This is a genomic window from Hoyosella rhizosphaerae (assembly GCF_014643175.1).
GTDB lineage: Bacteria > Actinomycetota > Actinomycetes > Mycobacteriales > Mycobacteriaceae > Lolliginicoccus > Lolliginicoccus rhizosphaerae.
On record NZ_BMJH01000004.1, the window covers coordinates 136,697 to 159,360 of the forward strand.

Annotated in this window: 22 protein-coding genes; 17 read left to right on the plus strand and 5 right to left on the minus strand. The window is 59.1% G+C overall.

The annotated features are described in order from the left end of the window. Positions 1-67 precede the first annotated feature (67 nt). A complete protein-coding gene (locus IEW73_RS15560; protein ID WP_188677460.1) occupies positions 68-298 on the plus strand; it encodes a hypothetical protein in 231 nt (76 codons plus the stop codon). Between the two features lie 134 nt (positions 299-432). On the opposite strand, the gene IEW73_RS15565 is transcribed toward IEW73_RS15560, so the two are convergent. Beyond that, positions 433-690, minus strand: a complete 258-nt coding sequence (locus IEW73_RS15565; RefSeq protein WP_188677462.1) for a GlsB/YeaQ/YmgE family stress response membrane protein — start codon at positions 688-690, stop codon at positions 433-435. 114 nt (positions 691-804) lie between these two features. On the opposite strand from IEW73_RS15565, the gene IEW73_RS15570 reads away from it, so the two are divergent. Next, positions 805-1,467: a GntR family transcriptional regulator gene (locus IEW73_RS15570; protein ID WP_188677464.1), complete on the plus strand. Its 663-nt coding sequence runs from the start codon at positions 805-807 to the stop codon at positions 1,465-1,467. Further along, a complete protein-coding gene (locus IEW73_RS15575) occupies positions 1,467-2,711 on the plus strand; it encodes an MFS transporter (protein ID WP_188677466.1) in 1,245 nt (414 codons plus the stop codon). The genes IEW73_RS15570 and IEW73_RS15575 overlap by 1 nt, the downstream gene beginning before the upstream one ends. Here the strand turns inward: IEW73_RS15575 and IEW73_RS15580 are convergent. The 3 genes from IEW73_RS15580 to IEW73_RS15590 form a co-directional block, all read right to left on the minus strand. Next, positions 2,680-3,984 (minus strand): M1 family metallopeptidase, encoded by a 1,305-nt coding sequence (locus IEW73_RS15580; protein ID WP_229676076.1) that lies wholly within the window; start codon positions 3,982-3,984, stop codon positions 2,680-2,682. The genes IEW73_RS15575 and IEW73_RS15580 overlap by 32 nt on opposite strands. A gap of 114 nt (positions 3,985-4,098) precedes the next feature. Further along, positions 4,099-8,013 carry a Pls/PosA family non-ribosomal peptide synthetase gene (locus IEW73_RS15585; RefSeq protein ID WP_188677472.1) on the minus strand — a complete coding sequence of 1,305 codons (3,915 nt, stop codon included), beginning with the start codon at positions 8,011-8,013 and terminating at the stop codon, positions 4,099-4,101. Beyond that, complete coding sequence (locus IEW73_RS15590) at positions 8,010-8,477, minus strand: MarR family winged helix-turn-helix transcriptional regulator (protein ID WP_188677476.1); 468 nt, start codon at positions 8,475-8,477, stop codon at positions 8,010-8,012. Before IEW73_RS15590 ends, IEW73_RS15585 begins: the two co-directional genes overlap by 4 nt. Before the next feature lie 265 nt (positions 8,478-8,742). On the opposite strand from IEW73_RS15590, the gene IEW73_RS15595 reads away from it, so the two are divergent. Next, positions 8,743-9,720 (plus strand): transporter substrate-binding domain-containing protein, encoded by a 978-nt coding sequence (locus tag IEW73_RS15595; RefSeq protein WP_188677478.1) that lies wholly within the window; start codon positions 8,743-8,745, stop codon positions 9,718-9,720. Between the two features lie 61 nt (positions 9,721-9,781). Here the strand turns inward: IEW73_RS15595 and IEW73_RS15600 are convergent, their stop codons facing one another. Further along, entirely contained in the window at positions 9,782-10,267 is a 486-nt protein-coding gene (locus IEW73_RS15600; protein WP_188677481.1) for an inorganic diphosphatase, read from the minus strand. 136 nt (positions 10,268-10,403) lie between these two features. Here IEW73_RS15600 and dacB point away from each other — a divergent pair, with 136 nt between their 5' ends. The 13 genes from dacB to panC all read left to right on the plus strand — a co-directional run bounded on the left by dacB (position 10,404) and on the right by panC (position 22,653). Next, positions 10,404-11,930 carry a D-alanyl-D-alanine carboxypeptidase/D-alanyl-D-alanine endopeptidase gene (gene dacB, locus IEW73_RS15605; protein ID WP_188677484.1) on the plus strand — a complete coding sequence of 509 codons (1,527 nt, stop codon included), beginning with the start codon at positions 10,404-10,406 and terminating at the stop codon, positions 11,928-11,930. Beyond that, complete coding sequence (locus IEW73_RS15610) at positions 11,931-13,019, plus strand: Rv3626c family coenzyme F420 biosynthesis-associated protein (RefSeq protein WP_229676060.1); 1,089 nt, start codon at positions 11,931-11,933, stop codon at positions 13,017-13,019. Positions 13,020-13,028: 9 nt separating this feature from the next. Further along, positions 13,029-14,057: a tRNA lysidine(34) synthetase TilS gene (gene tilS, locus IEW73_RS15615; protein WP_188677498.1), complete on the plus strand. Its 1,029-nt coding sequence runs from the start codon at positions 13,029-13,031 to the stop codon at positions 14,055-14,057. A 3-nt stretch (positions 14,058-14,060) separates the two neighbouring features. Then, positions 14,061-14,621, plus strand: a complete 561-nt coding sequence (gene hpt, locus IEW73_RS15620; protein ID WP_188677500.1) for a hypoxanthine phosphoribosyltransferase — start codon at positions 14,061-14,063, stop codon at positions 14,619-14,621. Positions 14,622-14,848: 227 nt separating this feature from the next. After that, entirely contained in the window at positions 14,849-17,173 is a 2,325-nt protein-coding gene (ftsH, locus tag IEW73_RS15625; RefSeq protein WP_188677502.1) for an ATP-dependent zinc metalloprotease FtsH, read from the plus strand. Next, positions 17,166-17,765, plus strand: a complete 600-nt coding sequence (gene folE / locus IEW73_RS15630) for a GTP cyclohydrolase I FolE (protein ID WP_188677740.1) — start codon at positions 17,166-17,168, stop codon at positions 17,763-17,765. The genes ftsH and folE overlap by 8 nt, the downstream gene beginning before the upstream one ends. Positions 17,766-17,835: 70 nt before the next feature. Then, on the plus strand, positions 17,836-18,669 hold the full coding sequence (gene folP / locus IEW73_RS15635) for a dihydropteroate synthase (protein WP_188677701.1): 834 nt from the start codon (positions 17,836-17,838) through the stop codon (positions 18,667-18,669). Next, positions 18,666-19,049 carry a dihydroneopterin aldolase gene (gene folB, locus IEW73_RS15640; RefSeq protein WP_229676061.1) on the plus strand — a complete coding sequence of 128 codons (384 nt, stop codon included), beginning with the start codon at positions 18,666-18,668 and terminating at the stop codon, positions 19,047-19,049. Before folP ends, folB begins: the two co-directional genes overlap by 4 nt. Continuing rightward, positions 19,046-19,543 (plus strand): 2-amino-4-hydroxy-6-hydroxymethyldihydropteridine diphosphokinase, encoded by a 498-nt coding sequence (gene folK / locus IEW73_RS15645; RefSeq protein ID WP_188677507.1) that lies wholly within the window; start codon positions 19,046-19,048, stop codon positions 19,541-19,543. Before folB ends, folK begins: the two co-directional genes overlap by 4 nt. Before the next feature lie 8 nt (positions 19,544-19,551). Beyond that, positions 19,552-20,025, plus strand: coding sequence for a DUF3180 domain-containing protein (locus IEW73_RS15650; protein WP_307815987.1), 474 nt, complete (start codon positions 19,552-19,554; stop codon positions 20,023-20,025). Between the two features lie 56 nt (positions 20,026-20,081). Continuing rightward, entirely contained in the window at positions 20,082-20,690 is a 609-nt protein-coding gene (locus IEW73_RS15655; RefSeq protein WP_188677512.1) for a DUF6779 domain-containing protein, read from the plus strand. 107 nt (positions 20,691-20,797) lie between these two features. Then, on the plus strand, positions 20,798-21,730 hold the full coding sequence (locus tag IEW73_RS15660) for a Rossmann-like and DUF2520 domain-containing protein (protein WP_188677513.1): 933 nt from the start codon (positions 20,798-20,800) through the stop codon (positions 21,728-21,730). Then, positions 21,727-22,653, plus strand: a complete 927-nt coding sequence (panC, locus tag IEW73_RS15665; protein WP_188677514.1) for a pantoate--beta-alanine ligase — start codon at positions 21,727-21,729, stop codon at positions 22,651-22,653. Before IEW73_RS15660 ends, panC begins: the two co-directional genes overlap by 4 nt. The last annotated feature ends 11 nt before the right edge of the window (positions 22,654-22,664 follow it).

Genomic DNA, 22,664 nt, shown 5'->3' on the forward strand with positions numbered 1-22,664 from the left:
GGCTCGTAATGGAACCCCCGGACCTTAATCAGCCGCACTACTTACGGGGCGGTCCTTGCTTGGTGTTATGCCAACCCGAACTCGTACGCGTCGTTCACGTGGCGAAAGCAAACCCGGCATCGTCGGCTTCTGCATCAGTGGCAGCATCGCTGTAGCCCTGGCCTTCGGAATTGGCTACATCATCTCCGGAGGCCAGACTGAGGGGAGGTTCCTGCGCCTGAGCCGTTTCCGCCAAAGTTCCTGGACGACGTTGTCTGAGTGGCTCGTAGTCGCGACCCGAAAGCGTTCTTGGAACTAGTCACGAAAGATTCCGTGGTCAACGCTTTGTTTGGCGAGTGTTGTGACGACGCAGAGTTTGATTCCTAGTTCCTTGGTCAGTGCACGTGAAAACCCCAGGTCAAGTGCATTTTGACCTGGGGTTTCCTCGTTTGGTTACTTGCGGATTTTACCGACGATGAAGAGGAGGATGACGGCGCCGAAGAGGCAGGTGAGGAAGCTGAAGAACCAGCCGCCGGAGCCTACTTCTACGCCAACGAGGGTGAGGATGAATCCGCCGAGGAGGCCGCCGACGACACCGACGAGGATGTTTAGGGGTATGCCTTGCTTGTCGTCGGTGCCCATGAATTTGCTGGCGATCCAGCCAGCGAGGCCGCCGATGATGATCCACCCAATGATTCCTAGACCAAGCATTTACGTCTCCTTTACGTTTGTGAGCAGGGGTTTTATAGCTCTGATGGGAGCGTAACGTCAAGATCGAAAACGTGCGCCTTTCACGGCAACCTGTTATAAATACTTCTTGTGTCTATGTTGTATTCAGCGGCCGATCTTGTGTTCGACACGGTGAAAGAATGCATTCTCACCGGCGAGCTGCAGGGCGGGGAACTCATCAGCGAGGGCGACATCGCGAAGCGGCTCGAGGTGTCACGCACACCTGTGCGGGAAGGATTCTTGCGTCTGGAGGCTGCCGGTTGGATGCGGTTGTACCCCAAGAAGGGTGCTCTGATCTTGCCCATCGCTGACGGCGAAGCGGAAGCAGTCGTGGAGGCCCGCTATCTCGTCGAGACTCATGCCGTGCGACGCATCGTACAAAGTGACAGTGCGACGGAACGGGTTGTGTCTGAACTGCTTGATTCGGTCGCTCGATTGCAGGCATTGCGCCACAGCAACGACACCGCTGACTTCGCGGCCGAAGACGCCGCATTTCACGGAATCATCGTTCAAGCAGGCACCAACCCAATTCTTGCTGACTTCTATAGCACCCTCCGCGATAAGCAACGTCGGATGTCAGCGCTGTCGCTTGCCCGCAATCCCCGCGCCGTGGGAGCTGACATTCTCAACGATCATGAGGAGCTGGTTGACGCGGTGCGACGCAAAGACGTGGAGGGCTTCGCCGAGGCGATTTGGCTGCACATGCGTTCCGTTCACGGACTACCACCGCTGCCACAGCCAGATCGTGTGAGGACGTGATGACCAATCCGACACAACGTCGCCACTGGCTGGTTGTTGCCCTGGCGATGTTTACCGTCGCCTGGGGTGGCAACGAATTCACTCCGCTTCTGACGATGTACAGGCTCGACTACGGGTTTTCGGACGTTGTCGTCGACGCGATGCTGTTCGCCTACGTGCTGGGCATCATCCCGGCGTTGCTATTAGGCGGTCCGCTGTCGGATCGATTCGGCCGCCGTGCGCTGATGGTTCCCGCTCCCGTGATCGCGATCGCCGGTTCGGTGATACTTGCTGTGGGCGCAGATCATGCGGCGTTGCTTATCGGCGGTCGGCTTCTGTCTGGGGTGTCGCTTGGTCTCGCAATGGCTGTCGGCGGAAGCTGGTTGACGGAACTTTCCACAGCTCCGTGGGATACCCGTGCGTCGACCGGGGCTGGTCCGCGGCGTGTAGCGATGGCACTCACCGCGGGCTTCGGGGTCGGTGCCGGGGTAGCAGGGATCCTCGCTGAGTGGGGGCCGTGGCCTAGCGTTTTTCCCTACGTAGTCCACAGCGCACTCACGCTGGTCGCTTTCGTTCTTCTCCTGCGCGTTCCGGAAACTCGAGTGAACATCTCGGCGAAGGCACGCACGACCAGGCTGGTTGACGATCTTAAGATCCCGTCGGCTGGCAAGAAACGATTCTGGTTCCTCATCGTTCCCGTTGCCCCTTGGGTGTTTGGCGCAGCTGCCTCCGCCTACGCGATCCTGCCGAGCCTGATGACAGAACGTGCGGCGTCCGCCCCCATCGCGTTTTCAGCGTTCCTGTGTCTGGTGGCATTGGGATTCGGGTTTGGTATCCAAGCCTTCGGTCGGCGGATAGACAAGCCAGGCAGCGCACGGGCGATCGTGACCGCGTTTGGGCTGCTCATCGTCGCGTTGCCTCTGGCCGCACTCGCTGCATGCACGCTGTCGTTTCCGATAGTTGTGATTGCGGCGGCATTCCTCGGAATGGCGTACGGCATGGCGCTCGTCGGCGGTTTACTTGAGGTGCAGCGAATCGCAACACCTGACGATCTCGCAGGGTTGAATGCCGTGTTCTACTCGCTCAGCTACATGGGCTTTGCGGTCCCCATGATGATGGCGGTCGGCGTCACCTGGGTTAGCTACCCTGTGATGTTCCTAGCGGGAACACTCGCTGCGTTGTTCTGCCTTCTGCTCGTTGTTGTGGGAGCACGGGGCACTAGTCCGCGCGCAGTCAAGGCAAATCAGGCAGTGGCTTCTTCCTGAGCCAATCGCTCCACAAATCATCAAGTGGCTGGGCGGTGTAGTGCGTCGCTAGTTCTGTGAAATCGGCGGTGGTAACAGTGGAGTACCTGTACCGGTTTGTCCAGTCTTGGAGCAGCGAAAAGAATGGGTCGTCGCCAATGCGTGTGCGGAGCGAATGCAAGGTGAGTGCGCCTCGCTTGTAGACGCGGTCGTCGAACAGGTTTCTTGGCCCCGGATCAGTCAGAATGAGGTCCTTGCTGCTGCGGTTGAGCTTCAACCAATAGTGTTCGGCCCATTCTTTAGCCGCTGGCCCATCGCTGTTTTCTGACCACAACCATTCCGCGTAGCAGGCAAACCCTTCGTGCAGCCAGATGTCGCGGTACTGAGCCGCGGTGACGCTATTGCCGAACCATTGGTGGGCGAGTTCGTGGGCGATGAGTCGCTCAGAGTGTCGCGTGCCGTCGCAGTGGTTGGCTCCGAACACGGACATGCATTGCGCTTCGAGCGGTATCTCTAGCGCGTCGTCGGTGACAACTACCGTGTAGCTCGGGAAAGGGTAGGGGCCAAACAGTTGCGAGAAGAGCTTCATCATCCTGTTTTGGCGGGCGAAATCGTGGTCAAAGTTGGTGCGCAACCGTGGTGGGAGTGCGGCTGTGATGGGAACCGGCGTCGTGGCCACGGTGTGCGTGGCATAGTGGCCGATTTGAATGGTCGCAAGGTAGGGCGACATGGGCTCTGGCTGGTCGTATACCCGTGTGGTGGTGCCCGGGCCTGACTTGGTGCTCTGCAAGGTTCCGTTGGCGAGAGCACGGTAGACAGATTCCGTTGTCACGGCGATTCGGTAGCTAGCCTTGGCGCTGGGGTGGTCGTTGCACGGGAACCATGTTGAAGCGCCGTTGGGTTGGTTAGCGGTGAGGGCACCTTCCGTGAGTTCCTCCCAGCCGATTGAGCCAAAGAGATTGTTGACTGGTTGTGGTCGGCCCGCATACTTCACCTCTATACGGATGCGTTCGCCTTCGCCAATTGAGCCCTGCAGCTTGAGGCGCAGTTTGTTCTCTTTGTGGCTGAACTTTGCCACCCCAGCGCCGTTGACCTTGACCTTGCCTACCTTGAGCGCTGTAGAGAGGTCGAGGGCAATTCGGTTGAGTGGTTCATCGCAAACTGCGTTGATAATCGCCTGGCCTTCAAGGCGGTTCGTGGCCACTCTGTAGGTGATGTCGAGGTCGTAGTGGGTGACACTGTATCCAGTGTTGCCGCTTCCCGGAATGTAAGGATCAATTGCGTTGGGGGTCATAGGTTTGCTCGGTGTCGCGGTTTCATGGTGAGAGTTGAGTTCCACCGAGGCGTCCTTCCTGAGGTTGCGGGCAGTGCGGCTACTAATACCACGGCTTTTCAGTGCCATGGCTTTTCAGTGCCACGGGGCAATTGGATTTCCTTGCCATCGGCTCGAGGCTGGCACAACGTCACCGCGCATTACGAGCGATGCGGGGCCAACAGTTGAGCCGTCACCGAGTTCTGCGGCTGGCAGAACAACGCTGTGTGGACCCAGGGTGGCGCCCTTGCCTACCATGACTGGACCCACGCTCATCACTCTGTCGTGGAAGAGGTGAGTTTGCACGACGCTGCCGCGGTTCACTGTGGAACCGTCACCGAGGTGCACAAGGTCGGCCTCGGGTAGCCAGTACGTCTCACACCACACGCCACGTCCGATATGGGCCCCCATTCCACGTAGCCACACGTTACCTACGATTGTGCCAATGCAGAGGCGCGAGCACCATGGTGCGGCGACGACTTCTGTGAATGTGTCGGCGAGTTCGTTTCGCCAGACGAAGCTACTCCACAATGGTGTGTCATGTTCGATGACACTTCCGACCAGGACCTTCTTCGCGCAGATTGTGCTGATGGCGGCGACACACGCGCCGAGTGCAAGCACTGCGCCACTCAAGGCAAGCGTTGCCCACAGCCCGGCCGCGGCCAGCAGTGCGGCAAGCGAACCGAGGATTGCCACCGCAATCGCGAATGACAGCATCACCGGTACTAGACGCCCCAATTCGACGATGCCCCGTAAGACTCGCAGCTGCGCGGTCGGAGAGAATGTGCGCTTGCTAGCCGACCCTTTATGCGCTTGTCGGCGCAACTTCACCGGCGGGCTGCCAAGCCACGACGAACCACGTTTAGCCTTCGCGGGGACTGCCGAAAGGACAGCAACAAGACCATTCTTGGGAACTTTTCGTCCAGGGCTAGCCATTCCGGAGTTGCCGAGAAACGCCCGTTTTCCAATTTTTGTTGGCCCAATTCGAATCCAACCGTGCCCAAGTTCGTAGGCGGCGACGAGGGTGTCGTCTGCGAGGAATGCGCCGTCAGCGATTGTTGTGAACTTAGGGATCAGCAGAACGGTTGACGCTTCGACGTTCTTGCCTACTTTGGCGCCGAGGAGCCTTAGCCACACTGGTGTGATGATGCTGGCGTAAAGGGGGAACAGGAATGTTCGGGCCGAGTCGGTAAGCCGCTCTGTTGCCCACGCTTGCCAACCAATGCGGCTACGAACTGGGTAGGTTCCTGGTCGGAGTCCGATGGCGAACAGTCGCACTGCGATAACGGTCAACAGTGCGAATGTTGCCATCCACAGAAGCGCAGCAGCGGGTATCCAAGCGGCTAGCGGTAGCAGGATTTCAGTGGCGGACTCCGTGCCAGAAATGATGCCGACGAGAATCACCATGGCCGGGATGAGTGCTACGCCTGGAAGGAGTGCCAGTCCGATGGCGGTGATCCCAAAGATCATTCCCCATCGGCTGCCGCGGGGTGGTGGGGTTGTTGGCCATTCGTGCGTATCACGGCCCGTGGCGGCTGCGGGAGATCCCGCCCAACGCTGTCCTGCGGGCACACGCATCGTGACAGCAGATCCTGCGTCAATGTGCGCACCCTTGCCTACCTTGGTTCCTGGAAGCAGTGTCGATCGTGCACCGATGCTGGCTTTCGCTCCAATGACAGTGCGTCCGATATGCAGTGTGTCGCCGTCGAGCCAGTGTCCCGTGAGGTCGGTTTCGGGTTCGATCGCGGCGCCGTCACCGACGGTCAGTAGTCCAGTAATGGGCGGGATGGTGTGGAAGCTGACATCTTTCCCAACATTCGCACCGAGAGCGCGGGCGTACAGGCTCATCCACGGTGCACTTGCGACTGCTGTGACGTTGGTGGCTTCGGCAATACGCTCGGCAAGCCATAGCTTGAGGTGTGTTGATCCTCCGCGGCTGTACTGGCCCGGGGTGACGCCGCGCAACAGTAACCGTGCGCTCACTGTTGTGATGGCGATGCGGCCAGGAGGCGTGAGGAGGGTTAGGGCAAGGAACGCGAGAATGGGCCACGGCACTGATGGAAGCCACGGTGCTCCAGTGAACGACGCAAGAAGGGTGCTGGCAATAGCTGCCCACGTGGTCCACATCGCGCCGGTGATGCCAAACGGGATCGCAAGGAGTGCGATTTGCAGTGCTTGGCTGCGCCGTGACTGAGGAGTGACATGGCGGGTTGCTGTGCTCAACGTGGGTGCGAGAGCTTCGAGATAGGTAGCTAGATCAGAAAGCTTGTGGTGGGCATATAAGTCGGCGACGGTGAGTACAGGGAACTTGGTGCGCAGTTGGGACACGAGTTGTGCGGCGGTGAGTGAACTTCCGCCGAGCTCGAAGAAGTCTGCGTCGGCGTAAACCTCGGTACCAAGAACGTCGGACCAAACGGATGCGACCCAGGCTTCCATGCCCACTAGGGGCGGTCGTGAGTCATCCACCTCTGTGGCTAGCGGCCATGGTAGGGCCGCGCGGTCTACTTTGCCTGATGTTCGCGTCGGGAGGTCCGGCAATACGGCGAGCCGCGGGATCAACGATGCGGGAAGGTACGCGCTGAGCGTGGTGCGGGCAGCCGCGACATCGAAAGTCTCGCCACTTGTTGTGAGGTATCCGACGAGCACGGGTGTACCAGCCTGCGTGGTTTGCACGGCGGTTGCGGCTGCCGTGACGCCGGGCAGGTTGTGGAGAAGTGTGTCTATCTCTCCTAGTTCGACGCGACGGCCACCAATCTTGACCTGGTCGTCAGCGCGTCCGAGGAATATGAGTCCGTCGCCGTCGAAGGAGACCAGGTCCCCGCTGCGGTAGGCGCGCTGCCAGCCCAGCGACGGCAGTGGTGCGTACTTGTGACGATCCTTTTCCGGGTCGAGGTAGCGGGCAATTCCGGCGCCGCCGATGACAAGTTCACCAGACTGCCCGGGGGCTACTGGATTTCCGTCTGTGTCGATAATGGCGAGGTCCCAGCCGTCTAACGGAAGACCGATACGGACGGGCTCACCCGGGATGAGCGGTGCCGCGCACGCGACAACAGTGGCCTCAGTCGGGCCGTATGTATTCCACACTTCACGTTGGGGTGCTGCGAGGCGGCTTACAAGCTCAGGCGGGCATGCTTCGCCGCCGAATATGAGGAGGCGAATCGATTCGAGGTATTCACTGGGCCACAGTGCGGCGAGTGTCGGCACGGTGGAGATGGCAGTGATGTCGTGGCTAACTAACCAGGGACCGAGGTCTGCTCCGCTGCGAACTATTGAGCGCGGTGCCGGGACAAGGCAGGCGCCGGTGCGCCATGCGAGCCACATTTCTTCACAGGAAGCATCGAACGCGACCGAGAGGCCCGCAAGAACACGGTCTCCTGGGCCGAGAGGGCGGTGTTGGAGGAAGAGTCGCGCCTCGGCGTCAACAAACGCGGCTGCGTTGCTATGTGTGACGGCGACACCTTTGGGTACGCCTGTAGAGCCGGAGGTAAAGATGATCCATGCGTCGTCGTGCGTCAACGGTGGTCGAGCGGGAGTGGAGTGCATCGGGCGGTGAGTTCGCCGCTTGGTGAATCCTTCATCAGTGACGATCGCCGCGACGTCAGCTTCACTGAAGACAAGAGTCGCGCGATCTTCTGGGTCGTCAGCGTCGACAGGTACGTAGGCGGCTCCTGCGGCGAGGACTGCGAGGATGCCGATGTACAGCTCGGCGGTGCCGGACGAGATGCGGATTCCCACCCGGGACCCGGCGCCGATTCCGTGCTGGTTGAGCGCGTCGGCTTGCTTGTGCACTTCGGTGAGAAGTTGTGCGTAGGTATATATGGTGTCGCCGGTATCGAGGGCAGCGGCGTTGGGGTGCGCTGCGGTCGTTGCCTGCAATATATCGATGAGGGTTCGCGCCCTCGGCGCCCGGTGAGAGGCTAGTAGTGCGTCGGACGCGTCTGTCGCCACCTGTGTAGCGCGCTCACCGTATGGCTGCGCTGGTGACGTCCCAGTTGTCAGTCCGGTGGTCATTTCTTCCCTTTCCGCGGAGTTCGTTCTCCGAGTCCCAGCGCCTTGCCAGCGAGGTGGTGGAATGTTGTGCGCTCATCGCGCGATAGTGGCTGCAGCGCGCTGTCGAGCGCATTGTTGACTGCTGCGTCGCATAGTTTCTGTGCCGCGCGCCCGGCCTTTGTTAGGGCGAGGGTGTGCTTGCGGCGGTCTTTCTTGTCGCGTGTGCGGGTAAGCAGTCCTCGCTCTTCAAGCTCGTCTACTAGTCGCACCATGTCGCTGCGGTCGATGGCGAGCGCATTGCACACTTGCTGCTGCGATTGCGGTTCTTCGCCGAGGAGGCAGGTGAGAACCCAGTGTGCTTTGAGGCTGAACCCTGCTTCAGCGAGTGGGCCTTCCACGTGATCGCGAACGGTTCGGTGCAGCCGTGCGATGAGAAAATCGGCGCTACCGAGGGCAGGGGCAGTGGAAGTTGCTTGGTTGGGCACTGAGCAACCGTACATGATTGTGGGTTTTGTAGATAGTTGGGCGCGCCAATGGTTGGAAAAATCCGACACTTTTCCGTGAAGTGTCCCTCTATGTGTCAACGACTACGGACGGGTCGAAACGTGAACAAGCTCACGAGAGGTATAACCCCTGGTCGCGGTGGGGAAAGATACTAAGCATCACTCAGCAGGTATTCTTCATCTACACAAACCCGGCGCACGCATGCGCTAGAGCAGCGCAACGTGAAATGAACGGGGGAAGGGAAGCATGAGTGTTCGACACAGCACTAACTGGGTGCGAGCAACCCTTATTGCGTGTTTAGTCCTGGTTGTAGGGGTGGCAGCATTCGCTACAAGTTGCAGCCAAAGCCGAAACACCCCAGGGACTGCGACGCCCACTGAGTTGTTCGTCGTCAATACCAGCCCCGAACAGCAAAGAATCAGAGCAGAAGTGGTCCGTGCGATAGCAGACCGCGTGCCAGATGACATGCGAAAAGCAGGAACCCTCACAGTCGCCACCACTGGCAACGTGCCCCCGCTATCATTTCGGGCTGATGATGCGATGACGATGATCGGTGTAGAACCAGATCTCGCCCAACTCATAGCTGACGTCCTCGACTTGAATCTCGAACTCGTCACCACTGGATGGCACGACCTGTTTGAAGGGGTAGAAGAAGGTCGATTTGATGTTGGTTTCGGCAACATCGTCGCCACTGCAAACCGAATGCAGCGCTTCGACATGGTCACCTACCAGGAAGAGAACCAAGCCTTCGCTGTGCTCGCGAACTCATCCATCAATTCCATTACGAGGCCGCGCGACATCTCGGGCCTCAAGATCGGTGTCGGTGCGGGCACTCGAAGCGAAGAGATCCTTCAAACGTGGAACAGCGAACTTGAGAAAGAAGGACTCGTTACTGCAGAGCTGTTGAACTTCGTTGACGGCTGGGAGTACTACTCCGCAATGGAACGAGGCGAAATCGACGCTTCATTCGGGCCTATGTCGATACTGAACTTTGAGTCTGTCACCAAAGGCCTCACAAAAGTTGCGGGGCAGGTACCAGGTGATGGAGATCGACCTGCTCTAGTCTCCGCAATAACGAGTAAGGGCTCCGACGTGTCCAGGCTGGTATTCGACGCAATCAATACAGTGATCATGACCGGTAAGTACCAAGCAGTATTCGAACGCTGGGCACTCGAACACGCCACCTTGACGCGTGCGAGACTCAATCCCGCGCTAGGCGATTAGCTCCGCAGAGACTGAAGGGGGACCGTTACAACGGTCCCCCTCAAGGTTTAATGCTTGTGTTTCAGTGACCGTGCTCGCGGAAACGCTCGATCGAACGGTTGATTTCGGCCTCGGCCTCCGCTTTGCCTACCCAATCCGCGCCGTGAACTTCTTTTCCAGGCTCAAGATCCTTGTAACGCTCGAAGAAGTGCTTGATCTCAGCTAGCTGAAACTCAGGAACGTCAGCGATATCTTGAATGTGATCAAAACGCGGGTCAGTAGGGACGCAAAGCACCTTTTCGTCATCCCCAGCTTCATCGCGCATCCGGAACATGGCTACTGGGCGAGCTTCCACAATTACGCCCGGGTACACAGGTTCTGGCAGAAGAACCAGCGCGTCAAGCGGATCGCCGTCGCCGCCCAAAGTGTCCTCGATGTAGCCGTAATCAGCGGGGTACTGCATTGAAGTAAAGAGGTACCGGTCCAGGCGAATACGCCCGGTTTTGTGGTCTACCTCGTACTTGTTGCGTTGACCCCTCGGGATCTCGATAGTGACGTCGAATTCCACGCGTCCTCGCTTCGGTTGTTGAGTCCAAATAATTATTGCTGGTCGCAGTCTGTGAGTTAATACAGGCAGCGGCTCAAGGATAGTCTGGGGTGCGTAGAACGACACACAAAGCTAGCGAGAATCATGGGGTGCAGTGATGGCTGACGACGAAGCCACGACAACTGCGACCCCACCAGAGAACCCGGCACCACCGCACAGCGAGCCACCTCAAAGGCAGCCACCTCAAAGGCAATGGGCGGTCACGGCGAGCATTCTCGTAACGGTCGCCGTCCTCGTGGTCACCGCTCTGCTCGTAACTGGGCAATACGTGCGCAGCATTCATGAAAGCCGCGGGTTCACCGTTGACCCAGCGCCAGGGCTTACCGTGCCGACACCAGCGATAGTGGCGAACCCGTTTGACGCGCCCGAGCCAACGAAAGAAGCCGTAGCGGCAGCGCTCGCTCCGTACCTCAGCGATCCTGACCTCGGATCCCTTGCAGGGCACATCACAGATGCGATCACGGGAACCGTCCTGTGGACACAAGACCCCACCACCGCGAGAGTCCCAGCGTCGTCGACAAAAATCTTGACCGCAGCCGCGGCGTTGCTAGCTTTACCGCACAACACACGAGTAACCACAAAGGTGGTTCGCGGCGAAGCGCCAGGTGAAGTGATACTTGTCGGTGGCGGTGACGTCACACTGAGTGCGCAACCCCTCGGCGAATCGACCTACTACTGGGATGCTCCGCGCCTCGACGACCTGGTCAATCAGCTTGAAACTGCCGGTACCGAAGTAACAGCGGTGCAGGTGGATTCGTCAGCCTATGACGGACCAAAAATGGCGCGCGAATGGCTTACTCAAAGCATCGACGACGGCTTTATTGCACCCATCGAACCCGTGATGCTCGACGGCGGACGACTCATCGCAACAGAACCGGAGTCCCCCCGGTCGACCGAACCCGCTCGAGCCGCGGCTCAGACTCTGGCATCGCGGCTCGGACTCGACGCAGCTGCAATCGAAGCCGTGGCTGAACAAACAGCAGCACCGGACGCCGAGGTCCTAGCGGAGGTTGCATCAGCGCCACTGTTGACCAGAATTAGGCAGTTCATGGTCGAGTCCGACAACGTGCTCGCAGAAGCCGTCGGTCGCGAAATAGCTATTGCTGCGGGTGAAACCCCGTCTTTCCGCGGAACGTCGCGGGCCATACGGTCAACATTGGCCACGAATGGGCTCCTCACAGACGGAGTGACATTAGAAGATGCGAGCGGTTTGTCGCGGCGTAACCAGATATCGGTAGCGGTGATTGATTCTGTTATTTCGACGTCCGTCGGAACGGTGCGTTCAGACGAGCAAGGACGAGCCACCGTTGCCCCAGCCAATGCCGCGGTGGTGGTGAAGTTGCGGCCTCTGCTCGACACATTTCCCGTCGCCGCAGGGTCGGGGACGCTGGAAACTCGATTCGATTCCGACGCCTCCACACCGGGTGTCGGGTGGGTCCGGGCAAAAACGGGCACGTTGGACGGCGTCAGCGCCTTGGCAGGCTACACAGTGACACGGTCCGAACGAATCCTCACATTCGCCTTTATTTCGAGCGACAGCAACGCCTTTGCTTCTCGCCCTGCACTCGACGCCCTCGCGGCACAACTGCGTACTCTCGATGGTGATACCGACGGAGAGAATTAGGTGGCTGCAAAAATTTCTGCACACGACGAGGTCGAATCGAACCGCCGCGCGCCAACTGCGACCGTGGACTGGCACATGGCGGTCCGCACATCGCACAAGTTGATTCGGCCTGAACCTCTGATGTCGTCGTACACGCGCGACCAAGTTCGGCGCGAACTCGTTGAATTGTCGGCGTTTGCGGAAGGCCCTGTGCGGGAAGTAACTGGGCTCGCCGATGGGCTACCGGTTCCGCAGGCGTCGATTCTTGACCGCGCAGGATGGGCCGCAGCGGCTGCAGAATCGCTCGCGGATCTCACGGGTGGTTCGTTCCACAAGCGGCCTAAAGGCCTGATAGCCGGTCGAGTGTCAGGTGCCCAAGCAGGGGCAGTCCTGGGGTTTTTGTCGAACGCGATCCTCGGGCAATATGACCCGTTCGCCGAGGGCGGGGGATCGTTACTTCTCGTCGCCCCCAATATCGTCGCCACAGAACGCGCTATGAAGGTCTCTCCGCGAGATTTTCGAACCTGGGTGTGCTTGCACGAAGTAACACACAGAGTGCAATTCTCAGCTACTCCGTGGATGGCTGACTACATGCGTGAACTCGTCGACGTCATGGGCACCGAGACGAAGCAGCAATGGACCAAGGTCGCGCCCCGACTCGCCGCGGCCGTCCAGAAGAATCGCCGGAACGAACAAGAAAATGACGACTTGTTTGACCGAGGGATTATTGCGCTTGCTCTCGCAGCCCAGCCACCCGAGCAGCGGGACGCGATGATGAAACTGATCATCCTCGGCACTGTGCTCGAAGGGCACGCCGAACACGTCATGGACGCTGCGGGGCCAACCGTTGTGCCGACCGTGGACCACATCAGGCGCGTGTTCGACCAACGCCGTCAGCGTCAACAGAGCCCACTGCAGTGGATAGTGCGAACGCTGCTTGGTATCGACGCCAAGATGGCGCAGTATGTGCAGGGGAAAAAGTTCGTCGACGCAGTGGTGTCCGCCGTAGGCATGGACAAATTCAATGCTATTTGGACCAGCCCGGAAACTCTTCCGACGCCTGCAGAAATTCGCGAACCCATGGCGTGGGTTGCACGGGTACATGGGTAGATTGCGTCAATGACTCGCCGAATCCAACACCAACCTGCGTTCATTCAGGTTCGCGGCGCGGTGCGTGCATGGTTCGCTGAGCATCGTCCAATTGAAGCAATTTGTGTGGCAATTTCGGGTGGCGCGGATTCTATGGCCTTGTGTGCAGCGACAGTCGCTGAATCGCCGGTTCCTGTGCATGCAATCACGGTGGATCACAGGTTGCAGCGGGGATCAGACATAGTTGCGCGTGCCGCGGCCGAGTCCGCTCGCGCACTGGGTTGTTCGACTGCGACGATCTTGCCTGTCCAGGTATCAAACCGCGGAGGCATGGAAGCCGCAGCCCGCACAGCGCGGTACGAGGCGTTGGGGACCGCACGCCGTGGTAATCCGGTCCTACTGGGGCACACTCTCGACGATCAGGCCGAAACTGTGTTGTTGGGGCTAGCGCGGGGATCTGGTACCAGGTCGTTGTCCGGTATGAGGGCTTTCAGCCCGCCGTGGGGGCGCCCGCTGTTGACGGTTCGACGAGCGACAACCGGCACGGCTTGTGCGGAACTGGGAATCACACCTTTCGATGACCCACACAACAGTGACCCGCGATTTACTCGTGTCCGCGTGCGCAACGAAGCATTGCCGCTTCTTGAGTCGATTCTGGGCGGTGGTGTCGTCGAAGCCCTGGGACGTACGGCTACCCAATTACAAGATGACGGAGATGTACTCGACAGCTTGGCCTCAGATGTCCTTGCCGGTGCATTAATTGGCAACGATTTGTCAGTGGAACCCTTAATTCAGCTCGCGCCCTCTATACGCCGTCGCGTCCTCCGCGCTTGGTTGCTTCTTCGTGGCACTGGCGCAGTAACGAGTATTCATCTTGGCATGATTGACGCATTGGTTTCTCGGTGGAAGGGCCAAGGTCCTGTAGCGGTGCCATCGGCTGATCCCTCCCAACTCCAGGGGGCGCGGTTGGTTGTGCAGCGAAGGCATGGCACTCTGACACTGGGAGTTCAGCAGCATTCGGGTGCACAACATTCTGAATGCGACGAGAGGGGAACCTAAGTCGTGTACGACGGCGATATTGCGTCAGTGGTTATTTCGGAAGAGCAGATCCGTGCGCGGACTCTTGAGCTTGCCAGCGAACTGGCAGAGCGCTACCAGTCTGCACCTGGCGTGGACCCGGAAGAAGACCTTCTCCTCGTCGGTGTCCTCAAAGGCGCCATGATGTTTATGACTGATCTTGCTCGCGCACTGCCCATTCCTACCCAAATGGAGTTCATGGCGGTCAGTTCGTACGGATCGTCGACTTCGTCGTCGGGGGTCGTGCGGATTTTGAAGGACTTGGACCGCGATATCGCCGGGCGCGACGTCTTGATCGTTGAAGACGTCATCGATTCAGGACTGACGCTGTCGTGGTTGATGCGCAACCTCACATCCCGCAACCCACGTTCGCTTGAGGTGTGCACATTGTTGCGGAAACCTGACGCGGTCTCAGTAGATGTGAAAGTGGGCCACGTGGGATTCGATATCCCAAACGATTTTGTGGTCGGTTATGGCCTTGATTACGACGAACGGTACCGCGATCTGCCGTATATCGGATTGTTGGACCCGAAGGTATATGGATAGTTCGCTCCGGGCGTACTACGCGCTGGAAGTGGGCGTTTCGTCACCTCGGCGTACGTATAAGCAGTCACCTTGCATTGAAAAGCCTTGATAAACGTGTGTCACACGCCTCTTCTCGTTACCGCAGGTGGGCAACGAGCGGTAGCCTGGAATCTCACCGCCAAGTTTCTCGACCGCTAGGCGATTGTCGGTCCGTGCCCTGGAAGGATAAGCCCCCCGGCTAAATCTGTATGAACCGCAAGACAGTCTTCAGAAACCTCGCCATTATCGCGGCGCTACTGCTCGTCATCTACGCGTTCACGTACTTTGGCGGCGACTCACGCGACTACCACACAGTCGACACGTCAGTTGCAGTCACGCAACTTGAAGAACGCAATGTGGTTGAAGCACAGATAGACGACCGCGAACAGCAAATCCGGCTGGAATTGCGTGACGCGATCGAAGAATCCGACGGCAACACGCTCATCATCGCGAAGTACCCCATGCGTGCTTCTGAGCAAATATATGACCAAGTGCGGGCCGCAGACGTCGACAGATTCGACACCAGGGTGACGCAAGACAGCTGGTTGTCCTCATTGCTGCTGTTCATGGTCCCGATGCTGCTGCTACTAGGCTTGTTCCTTTTCATCATGATCCGCATGCAAGGTGGTGGGCGCGGCGGCATGATGGGCTTCGGCAAGTCAAAGGCCAAGCAACTCACCAAAGACATGCCAAAAACCACGTTCGCGGATGTAGCCGGCGCTGACGAGGCCGTCGAAGAACTCCACGAGCTCAAAGATTTCCTGCAGAACCCTGCTCGCTACCAAGCGGTCGGCGCGAAAATCCCCAAGGGCGTCTTGCTATTTGGCCCACCCGGTACAGGTAAGACTTTGCTCGCCCGCGCTGTTGCCGGTGAAGCCGGAGTGCCCTTCTTCACGATTTCAGGTTCAGACTTCGTAGAAATGTTCGTCGGTGTAGGCGCATCGCGTGTGCGTGACCTATTCGAACAGGCAAAACAAAACGCCCCCTGCATCATCTTCGTGGACGAAATTGATGCCGTCGGACGTCAGCGTGGAGCTGGTGTCGGCGGTGGCCACGATGAGCGTGAACAGACGCTCAACCAACTGCTGGTGGAAATGGACGGGTTTGGTGCACGCCAAGGCATCATTATGATCGCCGCGACCAACCGCCCCGATATTCTCGACCCGGCCTTGTTGCGCCCCGGAAGGTTCGATCGCCAGGTTCCGGTAGGAAATCCTGACCTTGCGGGTAGACGATCGATTCTGAAGGTGCACTCCCAGGGCAAGCCGCTGGCGCCCGGAATCGACCTGGACTCACTGGCCAAACGGACAGTCGGGATGTCCGGTGCAGACTTGGCGAACGTGGTGAACGAGGCGGCGCTGCTCACTGCTCGTGAGGCGGCGACCGAAATCACGAACGAAGCCCTTGAAGAGGCAGTGGACCGAGTCATCGGTGGCCCACGGCGCAAGAGCCGCATCATCAGCGAACTTGAGAAGAAGATCACCGCTTATCACGAAGGTGGTCACACCCTGGCTGGTTGGGCGATGCCCGACCTCACTCCCGTGTACAAGGTCACCATCCTTGCTCGAGGCCGGACAGGCGGGCACGCGCTCGCAGTTCCCGAAGACGACAAGTCCATGATGACTCGGTCAGAAATGATCGCTCGCCTTGTATTCGCAATGGGTGGGCGTGCTGCCGAGGAACTGGTTTTCCAAGAACCCACCACAGGCGCATCTTCAGATATTGATCAAGCAACCAAGATCGCCCGGGCGATGGTTACCGAATACGGCATGAGTCCTCGACTCGGGGCAGTGCGATACGGCCAGGAACACGGCGACCCATTCATGGGGCGCACCATGGGAATGGCGCCGGACTACAGCCACGAAATTGCCCGCGATATCGACGAAGAAGTGCGACGACTTATCGAAGCTGCGCACACGGAGGCGTGGCAAATTCTTGATGACTACCGGGACGAACTTGACCACCTGGCCAAGGAGTTGCTGGAAAAAGAAACGCTCAATCGTAAAGACCTTGAGCGCATCCTCGGTGGTGTCGAAAAACGCCCCCGCATCACAGAGTTCAATGACTTCGGTAATCGGAAGCCGTCAGCACGGCCCCCGATCAAGACTCCAGGTGAGCTCGCGAAAGAACGCGGTGAGCCTTGGCCACCCGAACCCGAAGTGACCGAACCCAGAGTGACCGCACCCAAAGTGACCGAAGCTGAGGATGTCGACCCCGAAACGGTTGACTCCCGCAACGGAAGCGACGCGAGCGAACACAGCGACAACGGCAATGCTTCCCTCGCCAATGTCGGTGCTCACAACCCGAATGGCACGCCGCCTAGCTACGTGCACGGTGATCCGCGTCCCGCACCCGGTGCGACTAAGTGGGGTCCCGCAAACCGTGGTACCCCGAGTCGGCCACATTATGGCGAGCCTGAAGGATGGTCGGCCCCCGGCTGGCCACCTCGCCAGAAACGGGACAGCGAGCAAAACAATAGTGCTCCAGAAAACGACATTGGGCAGCATCAAGCCGACGGGAATCAGCGTGACTGAACGTGAGATCGTTCCTGCTACGGGTAGTTTCGACCAAGTTCGCGCAGAGGCGGCAGTGCGGGAATTACTCCTCGCCGTAGGGGAGGATCCCACCCGCCCAGGTCTAGCCGACACACCGGCAAGGGTCGCGCGCGCATACGCCGAGCTTTTTGCCGGACTGCACACCGACCCTGACGCCGTGCTCGACACCACGTTCGACGAGGGCCACGACGAGTTAGTACTCGTCAAAGACATCCCGATGTACTCCACCTGCGAACACCACCTCGTTCCCTTCCACGGTGTTGCACACGTGGGTTACATCCCGGGTGCCACAGGACGCGTCACCGGACTGTCAAAACTTGCCCGCGTAGTCGACCTATATGCCAAACGACCACAGGTGCAGGAACGGCTCACCAGCCAGGTCGCTGACGCAATGATGCGAAAATTAGAGCCGCGCGGCGCCATTGTTGTTATCGAAGCCGAACACTTGTGCATGGCAATGCGGGGGATTCGTAAACCCGGTGCAACCACCACAACCTCAGCGGTGCGAGGCATCCTCAAGACCAGTGCTGTGTCACGCGCGGAGGCCCTCGATCTGATTCTGCGGAAGTGAGGGACGAAGTCTGAATCGCACAGAATCGCCGAAGCATCCCCGCATTCCAGACGTGGGCAGATGCATTGTGATGGGCATCGTAAACGTCACCGCAGACTCATTCTCTGACGGCGGCGAGTATCTCCATCGCGAACGCGCAGTGAAACGGGGACTCGAACTGCGCAACCTCGGCGTTGACATCATCGACATCGGGGGAGAGTCAACAAGACCGGGTGCCACTCGCGTAGATCCCGGTCTTGAGGCCGAACGGGTAGTACCAGTCATCCGCGATCTTGCCAGCGAAGGTGTAGTGGTCAGCGTTGACACCATGCGCGCCGAGGTTGCGGAAGCTGCAATCAACGCTGGTGCGAGCATCGTCAACGATGTCTCGGGTGGCCAGGCAGATCCACGCATGGCCCATGTTGTCGCTGATGCTGGGGTGCCATGGATATTGATGCATTGGCGATCGAATGGCGAGTTCGTCCATCGCGCAAGCGGAGGGAACGATTCGGGCACACGGCGCGACGGCTACCGCGACATCGTGAGCGAAGTGAGCGCAGAGCTTCTTTCACAGGTGGACTACGCGGTTCATGCGGGAGTAGACCCCACTGCGCTGATCCTTGACCCCGGCATCGGATTCGCCAAAACAGCAGACGAAAACTGGGCTCTTCTCAGGGCATTGCCCCACCTTGCTGGGCTCGGTTTCCCCGTCCTCGTTGGGGCATCTCGTAAACGCTTTCTAGGTTCGCTGCTCGCAGCGGCAGACGGCACCCCGCGGGAAGTGAGCGAACGTGACGTCGCCACAGCAGCGTTGTCAGCATTGGCTGCCGCACACGGAGCGTGGGGAGTGCGTGTGCACGACGCGCAATCGACTCTTGACGCCGTCACAGTCGCACAAGCATGGCAACAAGGAGCGCAACCGTGACAAGCAGTGACCGCATTGAACTCAAGGGCCTCACTGTTCGGGGCTTTCACGGCGTGTTCGACCACGAACGCAAGGACGGCCAAGACTTCGTCATAGACCTTGCGGTTTACGCTGACCTCAGTGCTCCAGGTCGTACAGATGCGCTAGATGACACGTTGGATTATGGTGCTATCGCGCATACCGTTGCCGAGATCGTCGCAGGTCCGCCCTTTAATCTCATCGAGAAGCTGGCCGCAGTGATTGCTGAAGCTGTGCTTGAAGACGCGAGGGTCAACCGAGTCGACGTCGTCGTCCACAAGCCGTCAGCTCCGATTCCTCTGGACTTTCGCGATGTTGCTGTCGCTATTTCTCGCACCCGCCGCGAGGTGGGCACAACGTGACTGAAGCGGTTCTGTCGATTGGGTCCAACCAAGGTGATCGTCTGGGGCACCTGTCCAGTGTTGTAGAAAGTTTGGGCGAGCGATGTGTTTCTGTGTCGTCCGTCTACGTAACCCCACCATGGGGCGGGGTGGAACAACCTGATTTTCTCAACGCGATCATCATCGCTAGTGACCCAGCGTGGGGACCGTGGGACTGGCTTCGGTTCGGTCAAGAATGTGAGCGACGGGCAGACCGCGTACGAGAGGTTCGCTGGGGTCCACGGACTCTGGACGTTGATGTCATTGCCTGCACAGCAAATGGACAGGGCGTGGTGAGTGCGCATCCAGATTTAGTGCTGCCTCACCCGCGCGCTCACCTGAGGGCTTTCGTTCTTGTGCCGTGGGCAGAGGTGCAACCGACCGCTGAACTTCACGGCCGCACGATTAGTGACGTGCTCGCCGACCTCGAAGATCGCAACGACGTCCGGCGTTTTAATCGCGATTTGGGGCGATGACAGTGCACGTGACCAGATTTCGTGACCTCGTCGTTCTTGGGATTTCGGCCGCGATAGCCGGCTGGTTGATGACCCGGTCGTTCTACACGAGTCTGCCGCCCTTGCGCTGGTACGTCGGCGCCTCGCTGTACTTTGTCGCAGCAGCAGAGTTAGCGGGCGCTGTACTCATTAGGAACCGTGTTCGAAGCCGACGAATCGGTATTGGCCCGACTTTGTTGCATCCTCTCGCGGTGGCGCAAGCGGTAGCGCTCGCGAAGGCCTCGGCGCTTCTCGGCGCTGCCCTAGCTGGCTTGTGGGTCGGTGTGCTGGTCGTTATCGTCCCCGACTTCAATGTCACACGCGCGGCCACCGAAGACCTGCCGGGTGCGATTATTGGCGCTATTGGTGCTGCGGTTCTCGTCGTAGCTGCGCTGTTGCTCGAACGTGCGTGCCGCACACCGACCGATGATGAGGAAGACCGAACGCAAGCGGATAACAGTTAGTAGACGCGCCGGGATGCTTCACAGCTCAGGTCGGCGGGCGCCGGTATTTTCGGGCTATGCCAGTTGAGGGACAACCAAAAGTTCGGCGCAGAAGACGAAAAAGCCCGAACAGTGTAATTCTTGGTGTGCTGTTTCTGCTGACACTGGTCGCGAGTGGTTTTCTCGTAGCGAGCAACAGCGTCGAAGGTCTGCGGATGGGAATTGTCGTAGCACTGTGGGCAGCAATTCTTGGTGCTCTCGCCGTAGCGAAATACCGCAAGGAAGCCGAAGCGGAGCGGACTCGAATTCGGGACATGCGCGTGGTGTATGAACTTCAACTATCGCGAGAAATCGCGGCGCGGCGCCGCCACGAAATGACTGTGGAATCCAGGATCCGCCGCGAACTTGAGTCGGAAAGCCAAGCGGACACAGCGGAACAAGTCGCGGCTCTTCGGCACGAACTCGCATCCATGCGCGGGCACATCGAGTACGCAATCTCCAACACAGCGGACCCACGCCGTGAACTGACAGCAAAGCCACACGGTGACGTCCGAGAGCTTGTCGTATCTGATAATGCCGTTACTGACGCCGATCCTGGTCGTACTGAGCAGCAACATGACCAAGACGTTGTGGACGCCGAGTTCGAGACGGAATACCAGCCGTCCGCACACGCGAAGACGAGGTGACAAACTTCACCTAGCTGGACTCTTCTGAAAGAGGCGCATCTCGGCCTATCCTAGGTGGGCACGTCTGGTACCTGCAGGGCAGGACTGGAACGAACGAGAGGACAAAGGTGACCTCGAAAGAGCTCACTCGCGACCCTATGCCTGCGCGGCTAGCGGTCGGAGTTGTATCAGCAGGTCGTGTCGGCACCGCACTCGGTGAGGCGTTAGCCGCCGTCGGACACTGCGTCGTTGCATGTTCGGCCGTGTCGAAAGACTCGATCGCCCGAGCAGAAACCCGACTTGTCGACGCAAAGATCATGCCGCCGCCCGACATCGCGGCGATGTCTGAACTTCTCATTCTTGCTGTTCCCGATACTGAACTTCCCGGGCTCGTATCCGGTCTGGCTGCCTGTGAAGCGGTGCGCCCAGGCACGATCGTCGCCCATACTTCCGGCGCGCACGGCATCAGCGTGCTGCAGCCTTTGACCGACTGCGGTGCACTTCCCTTGGCGATGCACCCAGCAATGACCTTCATGGGAACCTCGGAAGACACCCCCCGACTGTCGAGCGCTTGCTTCGGTATCACTGCAGCAGACGAAATCGGATACGCGATCGCCCAGGGTCTAGTGCTTGAGCTTGGCGCAGAGCCGGTGTGCATCACAGAGGCTCACCGCGCCCTCTACCACGCAGCGCTCGCACACGGCGCAAACCACCTCGTGACCTTGGTAGCAGACGCGGTGGAGGCGCTCCGTGAGTCGCTCAAGGGCACCGAACTTGAGGGCCAAGATCCGGTAAGCGAACTTCCACGAGACGTTGCCGAGCGAGTCATCGCCCCCTTATTGTCCGCGGCGCTCGACAATGTCCTCCGGCGCGGACGCGCGGCGCTCACAGGACCGGTCGCTAGGGACGATGCCGAGACAGTTGCCCGTCATCTAGATGCCCTTTCAACCACCAGCCCAGAGATTGCCGACGGATATCGCGCGATGGCGCTGAGAACTGCACAGAGCTCGGGTTCTGGTGCTCGCATGTTCGAAATCCTCAATGAAAGGTTGCCCGAATGACCGCGACAGCACCATCGGCGATGTACTGCCGGGGCGAACTACGGATTCACCACAGTCCAGAAACGATTGCCCGTATTTCCAAGGCCCTACGCCACACAGGCCGCCAGGTCGTGCTCGTTCCAACCATGGGCGCCCTGCACGCGGGCCATATTGAACTTGTTCGCCACGCCAAGCGGACACCAAACTCCGTGGTCATCGTGTCCATCTTTGTGAACCCATTGCAGTTCGGCGCAAATGAGGACCTAGACAAGTACCCACGTACCTTGGACGCAGACGTGGAGATGCTAAGAGACGAAGGCGTCGAACTTGTTTTCGCGCCAACCGTCACCGATATGTACCCAGAGCAGCGTCGGACCACAGTCCACCCCGGGCCCCTCGGCGACGTACTTGAAGGGCAAAGCCGTCCAGGACACTTTGCAGGCATGCTCACCGTCGTCGCAAAGCTGCTGCTTATCTGCAAACCCAGCGTGGCGTTCTTCGGCGAGAAGGACTACCAGCAATTAACGCTGATTCGCGAAATGGTGCGAGACCTCAACATGGAAGTCCGGATTGTGGGTGTACCCACAGTGCGTGAGCCCGATGGTCTTGCCCTGAGTTCACGCAACACGTTTCTGAGTGACGAAGAACGACAGTGTGCGACTGTCCTCTCTGCCGCACTTGTGGCTGGGGCGCATGCGGGGCACAGCGGAGCGGAAGCGGTTCTTTCGGCCGCACAGAAAGTGCTCGCTGCTACCCCCATGGTGGAGGTCGACTATCTCGAACTCCGAAGCTCTGACTTAACGCAACTACCACCCGATGGGGGACCGGCCCGGTTGCTTATTGCAGCGAAGCTGGGAACAACTCGACTCATCGACAATGTAGGGCTCGTCGTGTCACCGACTTTCGCTCATTCATCCACGACATCGGCACCAGTCCACAGCTGAACGGAGAAAAA

Excerpts from the sequence above, each read along its gene's own strand:
- IEW73_RS15560 (WP_188677460.1), top strand. The coding sequence starts at position 68 with ATGCCAACCCGAACTCGTACGCGTCGTTCACGTGGCGAAAGCAAACCC.
- IEW73_RS15565 (WP_188677462.1), bottom strand. The coding sequence starts at position 690 with ATGCTTGGTCTAGGAATCATTGGGTGGATCATCATCGGCGGCCTCGCT.
- IEW73_RS15570 (WP_188677464.1), top strand. The coding sequence starts at position 805 with ATGTTGTATTCAGCGGCCGATCTTGTGTTCGACACGGTGAAAGAATGC.
- IEW73_RS15575 (WP_188677466.1), top strand. The coding sequence starts at position 1,467 with ATGACCAATCCGACACAACGTCGCCACTGGCTGGTTGTTGCCCTGGCG.
- IEW73_RS15580 (WP_229676076.1), bottom strand. The coding sequence starts at position 3,984 with ATGACCCCCAACGCAATTGATCCTTACATTCCGGGAAGCGGCAACACT.
- IEW73_RS15585 (WP_188677472.1), bottom strand. The coding sequence starts at position 8,013 with ATGACCACCGGACTGACAACTGGGACGTCACCAGCGCAGCCATACGGT.
- IEW73_RS15595 (WP_188677478.1), top strand. The coding sequence starts at position 8,743 with ATGAGTGTTCGACACAGCACTAACTGGGTGCGAGCAACCCTTATTGCG.
- dacB (WP_188677484.1), top strand. The coding sequence starts at position 10,404 with ATGGCTGACGACGAAGCCACGACAACTGCGACCCCACCAGAGAACCCG.
- tilS (WP_188677498.1), top strand. The coding sequence starts at position 13,029 with ATGACTCGCCGAATCCAACACCAACCTGCGTTCATTCAGGTTCGCGGC.
- ftsH (WP_188677502.1), top strand. The coding sequence starts at position 14,849 with ATGAACCGCAAGACAGTCTTCAGAAACCTCGCCATTATCGCGGCGCTA.
- folP (WP_188677701.1), top strand. The coding sequence starts at position 17,836 with ATGGGCATCGTAAACGTCACCGCAGACTCATTCTCTGACGGCGGCGAG.
- IEW73_RS15655 (WP_188677512.1), top strand. The coding sequence starts at position 20,082 with ATGCCAGTTGAGGGACAACCAAAAGTTCGGCGCAGAAGACGAAAAAGC.
- panC (WP_188677514.1), top strand. The coding sequence starts at position 21,727 with ATGACCGCGACAGCACCATCGGCGATGTACTGCCGGGGCGAACTACGG.